This is a genomic window from Reyranella sp. (assembly GCF_036558665.1).
Lineage (GTDB): Bacteria > Pseudomonadota > Alphaproteobacteria > Reyranellales > Reyranellaceae > Reyranella.
This window is the reverse complement of sequence record NZ_DATBFE010000130.1, coordinates 35176-49339: the sequence shown is the minus strand read 5'-3', so window position 1 is coordinate 49339 and position 14164 is coordinate 35176. Positions and strand designations below refer to the sequence as shown.

The window sequence follows — 14164 nt, the reverse complement described above, 5'->3', positions numbered from 1 at the left end:
ATCGGCGGCCTCAATCGGCCGCGGCCTCTACCGCTCTGGATAGGATACCGGGTGCGGGACTGTGGCCCTGGCGTCGACCCGCACGCCGGATGTGGTCAAGCAGATGCTGGCCGATGCGATCCCAGTCGAACCGGATGGCACAAGCCTCGAAGGCGGCGATTTGCCGGCGGTTGAGCGTCCCGAAGTCATCGATCAGAGGCGGCACGGCGGCCGCCAGAGCCTCGTGGCTATCGAATAATCCGATGCTGTGCCCGTCCTTGAGGGGCATGCCCGGAAGCGCAACTCGCATCGCGAGGATCGGAATGCGGTTGAAGACGTAGTCCAGCCCCTTGAGCTTGAACCCGCCCAGGAGATCGATCACCAGCGCGAGCCGCGCGCCGGCCATGTAGGGCAGCACATTTTCGACCCGACCGACAAACTTCACCGACGGATAGCGTGCCCGGAGGTCGGCAAGGTAACCCGGATCGATCTCCCCCACGAATTGCAGCTCGATGCCTGCCGCCGACAGGCGTGATGCGGCGATCGCGAGAAACTGCTCCAGGGCCACGCGCTTGGGTGGCCAGTTGAAGCTCCCGACTACGACCACGCGCCGCGGGACGCTCGCATCGATGATGCGCGAAGCGACGCGATGGCCGCCATAACCGGGCGGCAGAAAGGCCACCGGCACGCCGCCCGCGTCGGCGACGAAGCGGCGACAATCTTCCGGTGTGTTGGACGTCACGAGATCGGACATCGCGATCAGAGAACGTTCCAGCCTCGCGACCTTGAGGAAATCGACCTGCTTCACGAGGCGGCGCGCGCCTCGACTCTGCTCGGCGATACGCCGCGCGGCAGTAACTTCATGATTGTGGGCAAGGTAGACGATCTTCGGTGGGCGCGAGCCATGCGCGCCATGATGCCGCACCGCATTCAGCGCCCAACCCGCGCAAATGCTGTCGAATACCACGGCATCCCATGCCCGCGCATTGAGCGCCGTCCCGAGTGCCTTCGACATAGGCCCGGAGATGCCGCGCAGGGCTACCTCCGGCTTGCCATGAAGCAGACGTCGCCAGCGCGCCAGCTTCTCTTCGTTCACCAGCCGCCAGGTGAGACCGGCCTCGTCGGCCGGCAACGTCGCCTTTTCGGTGCGCGACAGTCCTACGACACACAAGGACGCCCCTGCCGCACGCACTGCCTGGATGAGACCCTCGGAATAGATGAGCTGACCGTTAGTTGCCGGGTCGGGATCCGCAAGCGTGATCCAAAGGCAATGCATCGTCCCCTCGAGCTGATCGTGAGGCGTCAGGATGCTGAGACGCCTCCGCGCTGACCAGTGACCAAGAAAGGGCAAGTGCTCTGCATTTCAACTAACACCGGCCACAAAGTGGCCACTGGCTTCAAACGACCAACACACGTCTGATGATGCCGAGCCGTTCGCCTCTGGGGTGTGCGTTCGGCAAAGAGGATCTCGAAGGAGGACTCGATGTCTTTGTCCATTGCGGAGGCGCTGCCGATTGGGGACGGCGCGCCGGAGGAAGGGGATGACTTTGTTTGCAGTACCTCGGAAAGCCTGATCGCCGCAATCGAGAAGTGCCTCGACAATGGCTTGGGCACCTGCCTGGTCATTGGGGAAAAGCGCCACGTCGTCGGCCGCATCTCTCTCGACGACATCGGAAAGGCCGTGCTCGATGGCGCGTTGCTCAATCCGACACTCGACCAGCATATCGAGAAATTCTCTCACCGGTTGCATAACGATTCGTCGGTCGACAAGGACGTTCTGCAACCTGTGCTCGACGCGTCGGGTCGGCTGATCGGGATCGATATCGACCGCACATCGCAACATATCCAGGTCGCGCGACCCGACATGAGCCATCGGGAATTCCGCTCGGTCCTCGACGCCTTTCTCTCCTCGTGGATCTCGAGCAAGGGTCCCTACGTCGACAAGTTCGAACAGGAGTTCCGCGCCTTCATCGGCACAGGGCACGGCATCGCCGTCTCCAACGGCACCGTGGCACTCCATCTCGCCCTGTTGGCACTGGGCGTCGGCCCGGGCGACGAGGTCATCGTTCCCGACCTCACCTTCGCGGCAACCATCAATGCCGTGCTGTTCTGCGGCGCGACGCCGGTCATTGTCGATGTCGACCGCCACACATGGGGCATGTCGCTCGCGGGCGTCCAGCAGGCCACCACGCCCAGGACCAAGGCGATCATCCCGGTGCATCTTTATGGCCGGCCGGCGGAGATCGGCCCGATTGCCGCCTTTGCCGCCAAGCGCGGGATCGGCGTGGTCGAGGATTGCGCGGAGGCCCACGGCGCACGCTATGCCGGCCGACCGCTCGGGCAGTTCGGCGACGTTGCCTGCTTCTCGTTCTACGCCAACAAGATCGTCACTACCGGCGAAGGCGGGATGTGCCTGACGAACTCCGCGGAGCTCGCCAAGGCGATTCGTTTGCTTCGTGATCACGGCATGACGCCCAATCGCTCCTACTGGCACGAGCGCGTCGGCTACAACTATCGAATCACGAACCTGCAGGCGGCCATCGGTTATTCACAGCTGTGGCGCATCGAAGAGGTGCTGGACCGCAACAAGGACATCGCCGACGCTTACCAGGCCGCGCTCAAGGGCATTCCCGGCGTCAAGTTCCCGCCTCCGATGGACTCGGCCTGCGAACCGGTGGTCTGGCTCGCCTCAGCACAGGTTCCCGCCGCCAAGCGAGACCAGCTCCTGCTGGCCGCCCACGAGGCAAAGATCGAAATGCGACCCTTCTTCCACTCGCTTTCGACCTTGCCCCCTTATGAGAAGTACGCACGGGTTTGTCCCAACAGCCTCGAGCTTTCCGCGACCGGCATCAACCTGCCGACCTCGCGCGCCGTGGACGACCAAGTCATCGACCGTATTGTGAAAGTGTTCCGTAATGTGCTGGGCTGAACCGCATTCTCGTCGCGACTTTTCGTCCATTGTCGTGGGAGGCGGACCAGGTGGTCTCGGTCCTCTCTTGTGGGCGGCACAGCATGGGCGCTTCGAAGCCTGGCTGGATCAAGGCATCGCTCTGGTCGAGCGCAGCGGCCGTCTCGGCGGCACGCTCGGCCAGTACGGCATAAATTCCGACTCGCTGGGCGGATCCTACCTGGAGTGCCTCGCGTCAGCCGGCTGGCCGACGGCTCTGCAGCACCTGCGCCACGATCCGGTGACGCTGGAGATGGAGCGTTACCAGAAGAGCTATCCGCCGCTGCCTCTCGTCAACCGGTACATGGGCCTCGTCGGGCTGGCGGTGGCCGAGATGTTCACCGGTCACCCGACTTCTGCGCTCCACCTGCATACGACGGCGCAATCGGTACATCTGTGCGAGGATGGGCGGGTCGCCGTCGTCGTCCACGGCCAGAATGAACGGCCTAGGACGCTCGTCGCTCGTTCAGCGGTGGTCGCCCTCGGCGGCCGGCAGCACTGGCGGGACGAATTGGCAGCGCCAGGGCTCAAGTTCGTCGACTGCGCCATGCGGCAGCTGTTGTCGTCGAACGAACTCTTGACTCATGACGGGCTCGCCCAGGCCAACGAGATCATCGGCGATGCCGGCGACCGATCGATCGTGATCGTGGGCGGGGCACACAGCGCCTATGCCGCGGCCTGGGCCCTTCTGCAGTTGCCCGCCGCCGCGTCGTTGAAGGACGGACAGATCGTCATCCTGCAGCGTCGACCGCCACGCATCTTCTATCCGGATCGCGCGACGGCGACTGCCGATGACTATCCGTTCGAAGAGGGCGACATCTGCGTGCGCACGCAGAGAGTCAATCGGATGGGCGGCATCCGGGGACACGGCCGGGACATCTGGCGACAGATCGCCCGCAAGCCCAACGTGCAGCCGGAGTCCCGCGTGGCCGTCCTGACCCTTCAGGATTTCTCCGCCACGCAGTTGCGGGTAGCACTGGAAGAGGCTGCTCTCGTCGTGCCGTGCCTCGGCTATCGATCGGCGACGATGCCCATCTTCGATCCGGCGGGCCAGCGGCTGACGCTGAAAGCGGACATCAATGGGGATGCCGTGGATGGCGACTGCCGTCTTCTCACGGCCGACGGGACGCCCTTGCCCAATGTCTTTGGCATCGGCCTCGGAAGCGGCTTCCGCCCCACACAGGCCATGGGCTGTGAGCCGAATTTCCGCGGCCAGGCCAACAGCCTGTGGATGTATCAGAACGACATCGGTGCCGTGATCTATCGCGAGATCCAGCTGCTGGCGGAGGAAAGGCAGACGGCGGTCGCTGCCTGAGGCTGCTTCTCAGCCGCCGAGCTTCTCCTTCACATCTGCCGGGATGGCGACCGCCTTGAGCGAGCGGGCGTCGCCATCCTTGCGCGCCCATATCCGCGTCTCTGTGCCTTCGGCTGCGACCTGCCCCGTGCCATCGCGAAAGATATGCCGGATGGTGAACGAACTGCGGCCGAGCTTCTCGACGCGGCTTTCGATCGTCAGCTTCTCGCCGTGCTGCGACGGACGACGAAAGGTGCATTCGGCGGCCACCAGCGGCGTACCCTCCGTCCACTGGCCGCTGCTGACATCGTCGCGTCTCAGTCCGGCGGCCTGGAACAGCCGATAGGTCGCCTGATCGCACCAGCGGAAATAGGATGGATAGTAAACGATGCCCGCTGGATCGCAGTCACCCCACTCGACGACGACCTCATGGTGCCCGGCCGTTGGCAGCGATCCGGATCCAGTCACAGCGTGCCGCTATTCTGCTGCCGGGCGCAGCATCGCCCCGGAGGCAGCGATCGACGTCAATGCCCTCGACAGCGACTCGCCCTCCGGGTCTGCGAGCGCCGCCACCCGCGCATTGGCGACCGCATCGGCCGCTGCCCTCGGCGACATGCGGCCCGCCAGCGCGGGCTCGATGACCTCGGCGGCGATGCGCCGATAGTTGCCGAGGCCCCGCTTGAGCGTGCCGCCGTAGCCCTTGACGAGGCGTGCCAGCTCGGCGACCTCGCGCGCAAGTTCGATGCTGAGCGGCGCAGCTCCCCGAATGGCTGCGAGCCAGCGCTCGATCTCGGCCTGCTCCTCGACGTAGCGGTAGCTCCTCGGTCGCCACCAGCGCAGAGAAGCGAGCAAGCGCAGCCGTGCGAAACCCCAGATGGTGGTCGTTCGTACATGCATCGAAAAGTAGACCTTGCCTAACCTCCCGGTCCGCTCGGCCCAAGCCAGGAGACGTGTCGCCAGGCCGGGCGGGAGGATCGCGCAGATCTCCTCGATGCCGGGCTTGAAATGCTCGGTGAGCCTGACGGGCTCGTCGGCCATGGCCCGCACCTCCGCGCGCACGCGGGCCAGCCGCTCGGGCGCAGTCTTGGCCTGGGCGACACGGATCACATCCTCGAACGACATGCGCACGGCGAGATGCCGCGCCGTATCGCGCAACAGCTCGGCGGAGCCCAGGCCATTGATCGCATCGAGCCGGTCGAGGTAGAGCGCCGCATAGTGCCGGTCCTGGTACGCCGTCAGCCGACGGACACCCTCCTCCACGATGTCGAGCGATGCCGGCGCATAGGTCCTGCGTGCCCGTTCGACGAGATCCTCGATGCCGCGTGCAGCCGCCTGCCGCTTGCGATGCTCGCGCACGACTTGGGCAAGCTCGCCTCGCGCATGGCCGCGACCGAAGGCGAAACCGGCGAGATTGGCGTCGACCGCCTTTGCGCCTTCGCGAATCGCCGCCTCGAACGCGTGCTCCGGAATGGGCAGTCTGCCCGAGCCGGCAAGCGCGCCCAGCAGGACAGCGTTGAGCAGGCCGCCCGCTTCTTCGGCCGCCTGGTCCATGTCGAACAGGATCCGCGTCTTGCTGCGCTCCTTCACTGCCCGCAGGAGGCGGCCAACGTCGAAACTGCCGTCGCCCATGGCCGACCGCTCGCCGATCGCCAGCACGCGGTGCGTCGATGCGATCAAGGTCGTGCGGTCCGGCGTGACCAAGCCGTTGAAGATCATGCGGCCAGCCTCGAGGAGCTCGGTGGCGAGCGCCACGTCGACCTCGCCCATCGCCGGATTGAGCGCCAGCGCCGCCTGTGTCGGACCGGGTGTCGGCATGATCTCGAGATAATAGGTCGTGGCGCCGGTGCGCTGCGCGACACCCGGGATCTGCGTCGCCTGCACGCCGAGGCCCTGGCCGTGTGCCGCGGCCACGATCCAGTCGCACAGCACGCCGCCGCCATCGCCTCCCAATGCGCCCACCAGGATGGTGATCGGCCTAGGCACCCGCCATCGCCCCGATCGCGGCCGAGCGCAGGCGGAAGACGACACGGTCCCACCAGGTTGCATTCTGGACGATATCGGCCCTGTAGAAGGACGGGCAGAGAACGGCCGCGTCGGCGACTTCGCCACAGAGGCCGCAGCCGACACAGCCGTTGTTCACATGCGCCACAGGATCGGAGCGTAGCGGATCGGGGCTGGGCTTCACCACCAGCGACGGACAACCCGACAGGCGGATGCAGGAGTGGTCGCCCGTGCAGACTTCATCATCGACCCCGAAGCGTGTACGCACTACGCGCTCGCCGCGCTTGAGCCGGGCGGTGATCTGCGGGCGGATGCGGCGCTGTCGTGCGAGCTGGCATTCGCCGTCGGCCACGATCACCTTAAGGCCCGTGTCACCTGTGCTCATGGCCTCGCGCAGGGTCTTGAGCATCGTGCCGACATTGTAGGTGCGGACGGTGCGGAGCCACTTGACGCCCATCGCCTTCAGAGTGGCCGCAATGTCCGATGTCGTTTCACCGTCGCGCCGATTGCCCGCGGTATTGGGTATGAACTGGGCGCCCGTTGCCGAGGTGTAGCCGTTCTGCATGATCACCAGAACGCGGTCGCCCCGATTGAACATCGACGAGGCCACGCCGCTCAGCAGGCCGTTGTGCCAGAAGCCGCCGTCGCCCATCACCGAAATCGTGCGCCTCTGCATCACCGGCGCCACCGCCCCCGCCGCCGCCAGCGACATGCCGAAACCCAGGATCGAATTGCCGAGATTGAACGGCGCCAGCGTGGCGAAGGAGTGGCAGCCGATGTCGCTCGAGATGTGGACCTTGCCGACCTCACGCTCGAGCAGCTTGATCGCCGAAAATACCGGCCGTTCGGGACAGCCGACGCAGAAACCGGGCGGCCGAAGCGGCAGCGCACCGCCCAGCAGGCGCTGTGCCTCCGCACGACCGGCCCGTACCGCCTCGAAGCGCTCGCGCGGGCCCGCGAGATCGATATCGTTGGCCGACTGCGCGAAGAATTTCAGCAGACCCTCGGTCACGACCTCCGCCGTGTATTCCCCTGCCATCGGCAGGACATCCTTGCCGTAGATCCGGGTGTCGATGTCACGCTTGCGCAGGAGTGCGTTGACCGCCTGCTCGATATAGTCCGGCCCACCTTCCTCCACGACCAGCACGGCGCGCTTGCCGCGGCAGAAGTCGGCGATCTGATCCGGGACCAGCGGATGGGTGACGTTAAGGACCAGGGTCGGGACTTTGCCCTCGACCTCGAGTCGATCGAGGCCACGCATCAGCACGTTGGTAATGCCGCCCTGCACGATGATCCCGAGATCGGAGCGCTCGCCGGGGAAGATCTCGTTCAGCCCCTGTTCGACGATGAAGCGCTGCGCGGCCGGCAGGCGTACCTCGACCTTGAGCTTCTCCTGCGCATAGGTCGAGGGCGGATGCGAAATGCGGTCGTAGTTGTGCGGCGCCGGTTCGGCAAGTCGATGGTTGCGCGAGATGGCCGGCGGCTTGTTGTCCTTGGCGACGAAGTCGCCGGTGACGTGACAGGCCCGAATGCGCAACTCCATCATCACCGGCGTGTTGCTCGCTTCAGAGAGCTCGAACGCCTTCTCGGTGCAGCGCACGATCGTGGGCAGCGACGGCCGCGGGTCCATCAACCACACTGAGCACTTGAGGGCGTAGGCGTGCGAGCGCTCCTGGATGACCGACGCGCCCTCGCCGTAGTCCTCGCCAACCACGATCAGGGCGCCGCCGACCACGCCGGGAGAGGCAAGATTGGAGAGCGCGTCGGCCGCCACATTGGTGCCGACGATCGACTTCCAGGTGACGCAGCCGCGCATGGGATAGTTGATCGAAGCGCCCAGTAGCGCCGCCGCCGAAGCCTCGTTGGTGCAGGTCTCGAGGTGGACACCCAGTTCGTCGAGCAGGTCCTGCGAGTCGACCAGCACGTCAACGAGATGCGAGACCGGCGCACCCTGGTATCCGCCGACATAGGCCACGCCCGACTGCAGGATCGCCTTGGTAACGGCCAGGATGCCTTCGCCGCGAAAGATCTCGCCATTGCCGAGCCGGAGCGAACGGACCTCTTCGCGGAACGAGCGTTCCGGATTGGTGCGTTGGGCAACAGGTAGCCGGGGTTGATCGAGCATGGGTGAAGTTTACTGTCCGAGCACCGAGAGTGTCAGCCTGATTGTACCGATGTCGGCCCGCACGACGGCTCCGCGGTCAGCCGGCCATGCCGCCGGTGACGCTCAACGTGGTGCCCGTGGTGAAGCTGCTCTGGTCCGACGCCAGATAAAGCACGGACCGCGCGATCTCACCCGGTGTCGCATGACGGCCGAGCGGGATCAGCTCGTTGAACATCGCTGTCGCATCGCGCTTCAGGATGGCGCCCAGATGGCTTTCCAGATCGGCCTGGAATGAATTGTCGGTCGGGCCGGGATGGATGGTATTCACCCGGATGCGCCGCGCCGCCGCTTCCCTGGCGACGCAGCGCATGAGCCCGATCTGGGCGATCTTGGCGGTGATGTAGGCAGCCGCACCCGGATCGCCGCGGAAGGCCGCAACGCTCGAGGTGATGATGATGCTGCCGCCGTCATTCATGCGCGGCAGACCGTATTTGCAGGCGTTGTAGGCGCCTCTGACATGGATGGCCTGGACGCGGTCGAACACTTCGTCGGGATAATCGACGATCGGCGCGATGACACCGGCATTGCCGGCATTGCTGAACAGCACGTCGATCGTGCCGAAGGTCGCGACTGCCTTGTCGAGGTAGGCTCGCGTGTCGTCGGCCTTGCTGACGTCCGCGACACTCCAGGCCACTTCGTCGCTGCCCAGCTTTCGCGTGGCCACGCTCAACGCCTGCTCTTTCAGGTCGACCAGGAGCACCCGCGCGCCTTCCTCCAGGAAAAGGCGGGCGCTCTCCAAACCGATGCTGCCGGCTCCGCCGGTCACGACGCATACTTTGCCTTGCAGTTGCTTCATGAGTGGAGCTTCATGACCCTCGCGCTGTCCGTCAACCGCATCGGTGCCGGATGGATTCGCGTCCTATCAACGAGCGTGACCATCAAGGACGCAAGGGCCGGCCTCGTCTGTCGCGCCGACTATCGCGGATGCCAGCGGCGCGGGCCCGGGCCAACAGGCCTCGAAACGGTGCAAGCAGCTTCTCGCGCACCGCCTGATCTTGCTCCAGGGCGGACAACGCCAACGCGACGGCCTCCAGCGTCGACACTGCGTCGGACCGTGCCTCGCGGCGCAGATCGCCATAGAGCGACGGACCGTCCGGGACGACGACGAAGCGCCGGAGCTTGGTGAGCCAGGGATTGCGCCACCAAAGCGCCTTGGCTTGGGCCCAGTTGCCGTCCAGCGCAACGATCCCTTTCAGGCCTCGGCGGGCCGTCTGCTGGTCGGCAAGCGGCGCACCCTTGCGATCGACCGCGATCAGCGGGCCGACCTGCTCGACTGCCGCCGAGCCGAGATAAAGGACGCCCCACTGTCGGGCATCTGCCGGCGCGTTCAGCGCGTGGCCGAGATTGCGCCATGACAGACCGATCGTGAGTCTGGCGTTGACCAGAGTCGAACAAACGAGCTTCGCTGTCCCCAGTACCCGATCCTGTTCCTGCGGATGCTGCAGGATCAGAACGGCGATCCTGTTGTCGATCGTCGGATTGATGGGCGCCGCCGCGGTCGCTTCGGTCATGATGCGAGATATAGCGATCCAAGGCGCATCCTTGAACTCACATCGCGCGCGTGCCAGCGTTCACGGAAGGAACTGCAGGAGGTCGGGTGGCCCATGGGAGACATGTCCTTGACGACGGTCGGAACCGTGCCGGTCTCGAATATCGATCCCTTCTCCAAGGCGTATTTCGACGATCCCTACCCCTTCCAGGAAGAACTCCGCGAGGCCGGACCCGCCGTCTGGTTGGCCCGTTACGGTGTGTGGGCAGTCGCGCGTTTCGAACATGTCCGGGCGATGCTGTTCGACTGGAAGACCTATTGCTCCAGCCGCGGCGTCGGGCTGGCCGACTTCGCCAAGGAGACGCCGTGGCGGCCGCGCAGCATTCTGCTGGAGGCCGACCCGCCCCAGCATGAACGAGCCCGCGCCGTTCTCAATCGTGTCCTGTCGCCGGCGGCCATGAAGGACCTGCAAGGCCGCTTCACCAAAGCGGCCGATGACATGGTCGATTCGCTCGTCGCACGCGGGAGCTTCGACGGCATCGCCGATCTTGCCGAGGCCTATCCGCTCTCGGTGTTTCCCGATGCCCTGGGCATGCCCCGCGAAAACCGCCACTACCTCCTGCCCTACGGCAACATGGTCTTCAACTCGTTCGGCCCGCGCAACGAGCTCTTCGAAAAATCTGTCGAAGGCGCCTCGCCGGTGCTCGCCTGGCTCGCCGGCCAGATGCAGCGCGACCAGCTTGCTCCACAGGGCTTCGGTGCCGAGATCCATGCCACGGTCGACAGCGGCGAGCTGACGGCCGAAGAAGCACCGCTGGTCGTGCGTTCGCTGCTGACCGCCGGCGTCGATACGACCGTGAACGGCATCGGCGCGGCCCTGTATTGTCTCGCCCGCTTTCCCCAACAATGGCGCCGCCTTCGTGCCGACCCCTCGCTGGCCCGCGCTGCGTTCGAGGAAGCGGTCCGCTTCGAATCCCCGGTGCAGACCTTCTTCCGCACCACGACTCGGGCGGTCCATATCGGCGATGTCGGCATCGACGAAGGACAGAAGGTCCTGATGTTTCTCGGCGCCGCCAACCGCGATCCGCGGCACTGGGAACAGCCGGATCAGTATGACATCACCCGCCGCACGATAGGTCATGTCGGCTTCGGCGCCGGCATTCATATGTGTGTCGGCCAAATGCTGGCACGGCTGGAAGGCGAGGTCGTGCTCGCGGCGCTCGCCCGCAGGGTCGACAGCATCGAGATCACCGGCGAACCCAGGCGTCGCTACAACAACACACTGCGCGGCCTCTCGAGCCTGCCGATCCGCCTTCAGCCTGCCAATTGACGATGAGTGTTCGCCTTCTCATCCTCGACAGCGTCACCAAGCTGCCCGCCGAGGCGAACGGCGCTGTCGTGGTCGGCGGCTCGCATGCCGCGGTCTATGCCGCCCACCTTTCGGCCAAGGGCGGCCTTCGCGCCGCCATCCATCACGATGCCGGGATCGGCCTCGACGAAGCGGGCGTGAGCGGCCTCGCCTACGCTGACGCGCTCGGCATGGCCATGGTGGCGCTCGCCACCGAGACCTGCCGCATCGGTGATGGCACGGATCAGTTCGAGCGCGGCATCGTAAGCCGGGCCAACGGTCACGCCGCCGGCTGCGGGGTGGCCAAGGGCATGAGCTGCAAGGAAGCCGTGGAGCTCTTGAAGGACGCTCCGTGGCCGCATCGGCCGCCGCCACCGAAGGACGAGGGCCGTCACCTGGTGGGCAGCATCGTCTGCATCGATTCTGCTACTCTTCTGCTGCCGGCGGATCGCGGCAAGATCATCGCCACCGGCAGCCATGGCGCACGGAATTCAGGCACAACGACTGCGCCTCTGCGGCCGCGCCTGATCTTCTTCAACGACGCGGGGCCCGGGATAGATCGCGGCGGCGTACTCGGTCTGGAGGTCCTCGAGCGCGATGGGGTTGCCGGCGTTGCGGTCGCGGCGATGTCCGCGCGCATCGGTGACGGACGCTCGACCCTGCAGGACGGAACGATCTCGGCCGCCAACCACGCTGCATGCCGGCTCGGCGCGCGCATTGGCACCACGGCGCTTGCGTTGGCGAGGGCGCTGGCGGAAAAGGCCGCCTGACCAACTGCAAGGAAGCCGGGAATGGCCGTCATCAATGTCAAATCGGAGATCGCGGGCAACGTCTGGAAGATCCAGCTCAAGCCGGGCGACAAGGTGGAAGCTGATGGCGAGATCATGATCCTGGAATCGATGAAGATGGAGATTCCGGTCCTTTCCCCCAAAGCCGGGACGATCACGGAGATCAAGGTCAACGAGGGCGACGCAATCGGTGAAGGCCAGCTCGTCGCGGTCCTCGATGCCTGACGCGGCCGGACGTGCAGGCGGAAAACGCACATGAGGTCGAATGCGCCGAAGCCCCGGACCGGCCCGTACGCACGGCGATCTGTCTCAGACTCGACACAATCGGCGGCACAATGAGGATGGCGGTGCAGCTCTACCGAACGCCGGGAGCCGAAATCCCGTCCCACTCCGCCAGTCCTTTCGCCGATGCCGTCTACCTACATGGAGCTGGTTCCGTGACCGACCGCTACTTCGAGGACTTCAGGAAGGGCGAGCGCTTCGTGAGCGGTGGCATGACGATCACCGAGGCCGCCATCATCGACTTCGCCCGCCAATGGGATCCGCAGCCCTTCCACATCGACGCCGATTTCGCCAAGAAGTGGGCTTTCGAAGGTCTGATCGCGTCGGGCATCCATACGATGTGCGTGACGCTGCGTTTGTGGCTCGAACTCGGAGTGTTCCGCGCCTGCAGCCTGGGCTCACCTGGCCTCGGTGAGACGCAGTTTCCACGGCCGGTCCGCCCCGGCGACACGTTGCGCGTGGTCACCGACATCGTCGACCTGCGCGCCTCGACATCGAAGCCCGACCGCGGCGTCGTACGTATCCGTCAGGTCACCATCAACCAGCGCGGCGAGCATGTGATGGAGCAGGAGACGACCGTCTTCCTCAAGCGCCGCCCGCTGACGGTCGCGAGCATGCGATCCTAGCGCCAGGCGAAGACCGGCTGTTCGTAGTGGTCCACGCGCGTGTCGCGCCCGGCGAGCGCCACCTCCTTGAACTGATAGAGGATCGCTGCCGTCGGTGCGTTCACCGTGGCCATAGGCAGCGGCAGGCGAATGATCGGCCGATCGGATTCCTCGATTGCGACGATCTCCGGTGAATCGGGACGGAACAGCTCGGCGCAACGGATGCGGTAGGCAGCCGCGACCTCGCCCGGGTTTGGCACCGGCTCGATAAGGCCGCGCAGCCATACGACTACGGGCGCGATGAGATAGCCCGAGCGCGTGGGATAGTCGTCGAGCGTGCCCAGAACGTCGTCGGCCGCCGCCAGCACGCCCAGTTCCTCATGCAGCTCGCGCAGCGCCGTCTGCTCGATCGTCTCGCCCGGATCGACGCGGCCGCCCGGCAGCGCCCACTGCCCACCATGGGTGCGCAGCTTCGGCGTCCGCCTTGTCAGCAGGAATGCCGCCTCGCCTGGCCGTTCGCCTTCCAGGACCGCCACCGCGACGGCCGCGTGGCGCAAACTGCCCGGATCGCTGCGCCGCCGCACCTCGAAGCGCCGAAGGCGGTCGACAATAGCAGTGCGCAGCGTCTCGTCGAAGCCGAGCCCACTCACGCGTCGGAGGCCCTCGTGAATGTCCAGACGACGGCCGGCGGAACATTGCGCCATATGCGCCGGCTGTTGAGGGCAATCAATTTCAAGCTCTGCCGCAAGCTTCTGGGCACCGGCGGGGTGGGCCCGTAGGTAAACTGCACCATCGGCCCTCCGGGCGGCAGGGTTTCGAAGGCTCCATGCACGATGCCGTGCACCACCTCGGCCGGCAGCGACAGGAGCGGCAGGCCGGACACGACCGCGGCGACACCCTCGATCGCATTGGCCGCCAGAAGGCGTGGCAGGCGGGCCGCATCGCCCTCGATGATCTTGAGGCCGGCGAAATGACGCCGCAGGAACGCCACGAGCTCAGGATCGCGTTCGACGAGCGCGAGCCGGTCGGCCGGAATGCCGGCGGCCAGCAATGCCTTGGTCACTTCTCCCGTCCCCGCCCCCAGCTCGATGACGTACCCGGAGTGGCCATTCATGGCCGACAAAGTGGCGTTTGCGATCGCTTCGCTGAGAAAAGGGCCACTGGGCAGGAAGGCCCCCATCGCCAACGGCCGGCGCAGCCAGCGCTTCAGAAAAAGGGTCCTGCCGGCGTCGTGAACTGCGGTGGGCATGGCAAACGCTAGCAGAGG

General features: G+C 65.7%; 14 protein-coding genes. 6 read left to right on the top strand and 8 right to left on the bottom strand.

The genetic code is table 11. The annotated features are described in order from the left end of the window. Positions 1-10: 10 nt before the first annotated feature. Positions 11-1255 carry a glycosyltransferase gene (locus VH499_RS19215; RefSeq protein WP_332054364.1) on the bottom strand — a complete coding sequence of 415 codons (1245 nt, stop codon included), beginning with the start codon at positions 1253-1255 and terminating at the stop codon, positions 11-13. Positions 1256-1462: 207 nt separating this feature from the next. Between VH499_RS19215 and VH499_RS19210 the strand changes: the two genes are divergently transcribed. Together VH499_RS19210 and VH499_RS19205 are read left to right on the top strand one after the other, a co-directional pair. Continuing rightward, entirely contained in the window at positions 1463-2908 is a 1446-nt protein-coding gene (locus tag VH499_RS19210) for an aminotransferase class I/II-fold pyridoxal phosphate-dependent enzyme (protein WP_332054363.1), read from the top strand. A 34-nt stretch (positions 2909-2942) separates the two neighbouring features. Beyond that, a complete protein-coding gene (locus tag VH499_RS19205) occupies positions 2943-4241 on the top strand; it encodes a hypothetical protein (protein ID WP_332054362.1) in 1299 nt (432 codons plus the stop codon). A 9-nt stretch (positions 4242-4250) separates the two neighbouring features. On the opposite strand, the gene VH499_RS19200 is transcribed toward VH499_RS19205, so the two are convergent. The 5 genes from VH499_RS19200 to VH499_RS19180 form a co-directional block, all read right to left on the bottom strand. Then, the gene (locus VH499_RS19200) at positions 4251-4688 is read right to left on the bottom strand and encodes an acyl-CoA thioesterase (RefSeq protein WP_332054361.1); all 438 of its coding nucleotides are present in this window, start codon (positions 4686-4688) and stop codon (positions 4251-4253) included. A gap of 9 nt (positions 4689-4697) precedes the next feature. Next, positions 4698-6203, bottom strand: a complete 1506-nt coding sequence (locus VH499_RS19195) for an indolepyruvate oxidoreductase subunit beta family protein (RefSeq protein WP_332054360.1) — start codon at positions 6201-6203, stop codon at positions 4698-4700. Then, positions 6196-8346 carry an indolepyruvate ferredoxin oxidoreductase subunit alpha gene (locus VH499_RS19190; protein WP_332054359.1) on the bottom strand — a complete coding sequence of 717 codons (2151 nt, stop codon included), beginning with the start codon at positions 8344-8346 and terminating at the stop codon, positions 6196-6198. The genes VH499_RS19195 and VH499_RS19190 overlap by 8 nt, the downstream gene beginning before the upstream one ends. Before the next feature lie 76 nt (positions 8347-8422). Further along, positions 8423-9181: an SDR family NAD(P)-dependent oxidoreductase gene (locus VH499_RS19185; RefSeq protein WP_332054358.1), complete on the bottom strand. Its 759-nt coding sequence runs from the start codon at positions 9179-9181 to the stop codon at positions 8423-8425. 82 nt (positions 9182-9263) lie between these two features. Next, on the bottom strand, positions 9264-9896 hold the full coding sequence (locus VH499_RS19180) for a tRNA-uridine aminocarboxypropyltransferase (protein WP_332054357.1): 633 nt from the start codon (positions 9894-9896) through the stop codon (positions 9264-9266). Positions 9897-9998: 102 nt separating this feature from the next. Between VH499_RS19180 and VH499_RS19175 the strand changes: the two genes are divergently transcribed. From VH499_RS19175 to VH499_RS19160, 4 genes are all read left to right on the top strand, one after another. Then, positions 9999-11204, top strand: a complete 1206-nt coding sequence (locus VH499_RS19175) for a cytochrome P450 (RefSeq protein WP_332054356.1) — start codon at positions 9999-10001, stop codon at positions 11202-11204. 2 nt (positions 11205-11206) lie between these two features. Beyond that, the gene (locus VH499_RS19170; RefSeq protein ID WP_332054355.1) at positions 11207-11992 is read left to right on the top strand and encodes a hypothetical protein; all 786 of its coding nucleotides are present in this window, start codon (positions 11207-11209) and stop codon (positions 11990-11992) included. Between the two features lie 21 nt (positions 11993-12013). Continuing rightward, on the top strand, positions 12014-12235 hold the full coding sequence (locus VH499_RS19165) for a biotin/lipoyl-binding carrier protein (RefSeq protein ID WP_332054354.1): 222 nt from the start codon (positions 12014-12016) through the stop codon (positions 12233-12235). A 212-nt stretch (positions 12236-12447) separates the two neighbouring features. Beyond that, positions 12448-12918, top strand: a complete 471-nt coding sequence (locus VH499_RS19160; protein WP_332054353.1) for a MaoC family dehydratase — start codon at positions 12448-12450, stop codon at positions 12916-12918. Here the strand turns inward: VH499_RS19160 and VH499_RS19155 are convergent. Both VH499_RS19155 and VH499_RS19150 read right to left on the bottom strand, forming a co-directional pair. Continuing rightward, a complete protein-coding gene (locus VH499_RS19155; RefSeq protein WP_332054352.1) occupies positions 12915-13547 on the bottom strand; it encodes a CoA pyrophosphatase in 633 nt (210 codons plus the stop codon). The genes VH499_RS19160 and VH499_RS19155 overlap by 4 nt on opposite strands. Further along, complete coding sequence (locus VH499_RS19150; RefSeq protein ID WP_332054351.1) at positions 13544-14146, bottom strand: class I SAM-dependent methyltransferase; 603 nt, start codon at positions 14144-14146, stop codon at positions 13544-13546. The genes VH499_RS19155 and VH499_RS19150 overlap by 4 nt, the downstream gene beginning before the upstream one ends. Between the last annotated feature and the right edge of the window lie 18 nt (positions 14147-14164).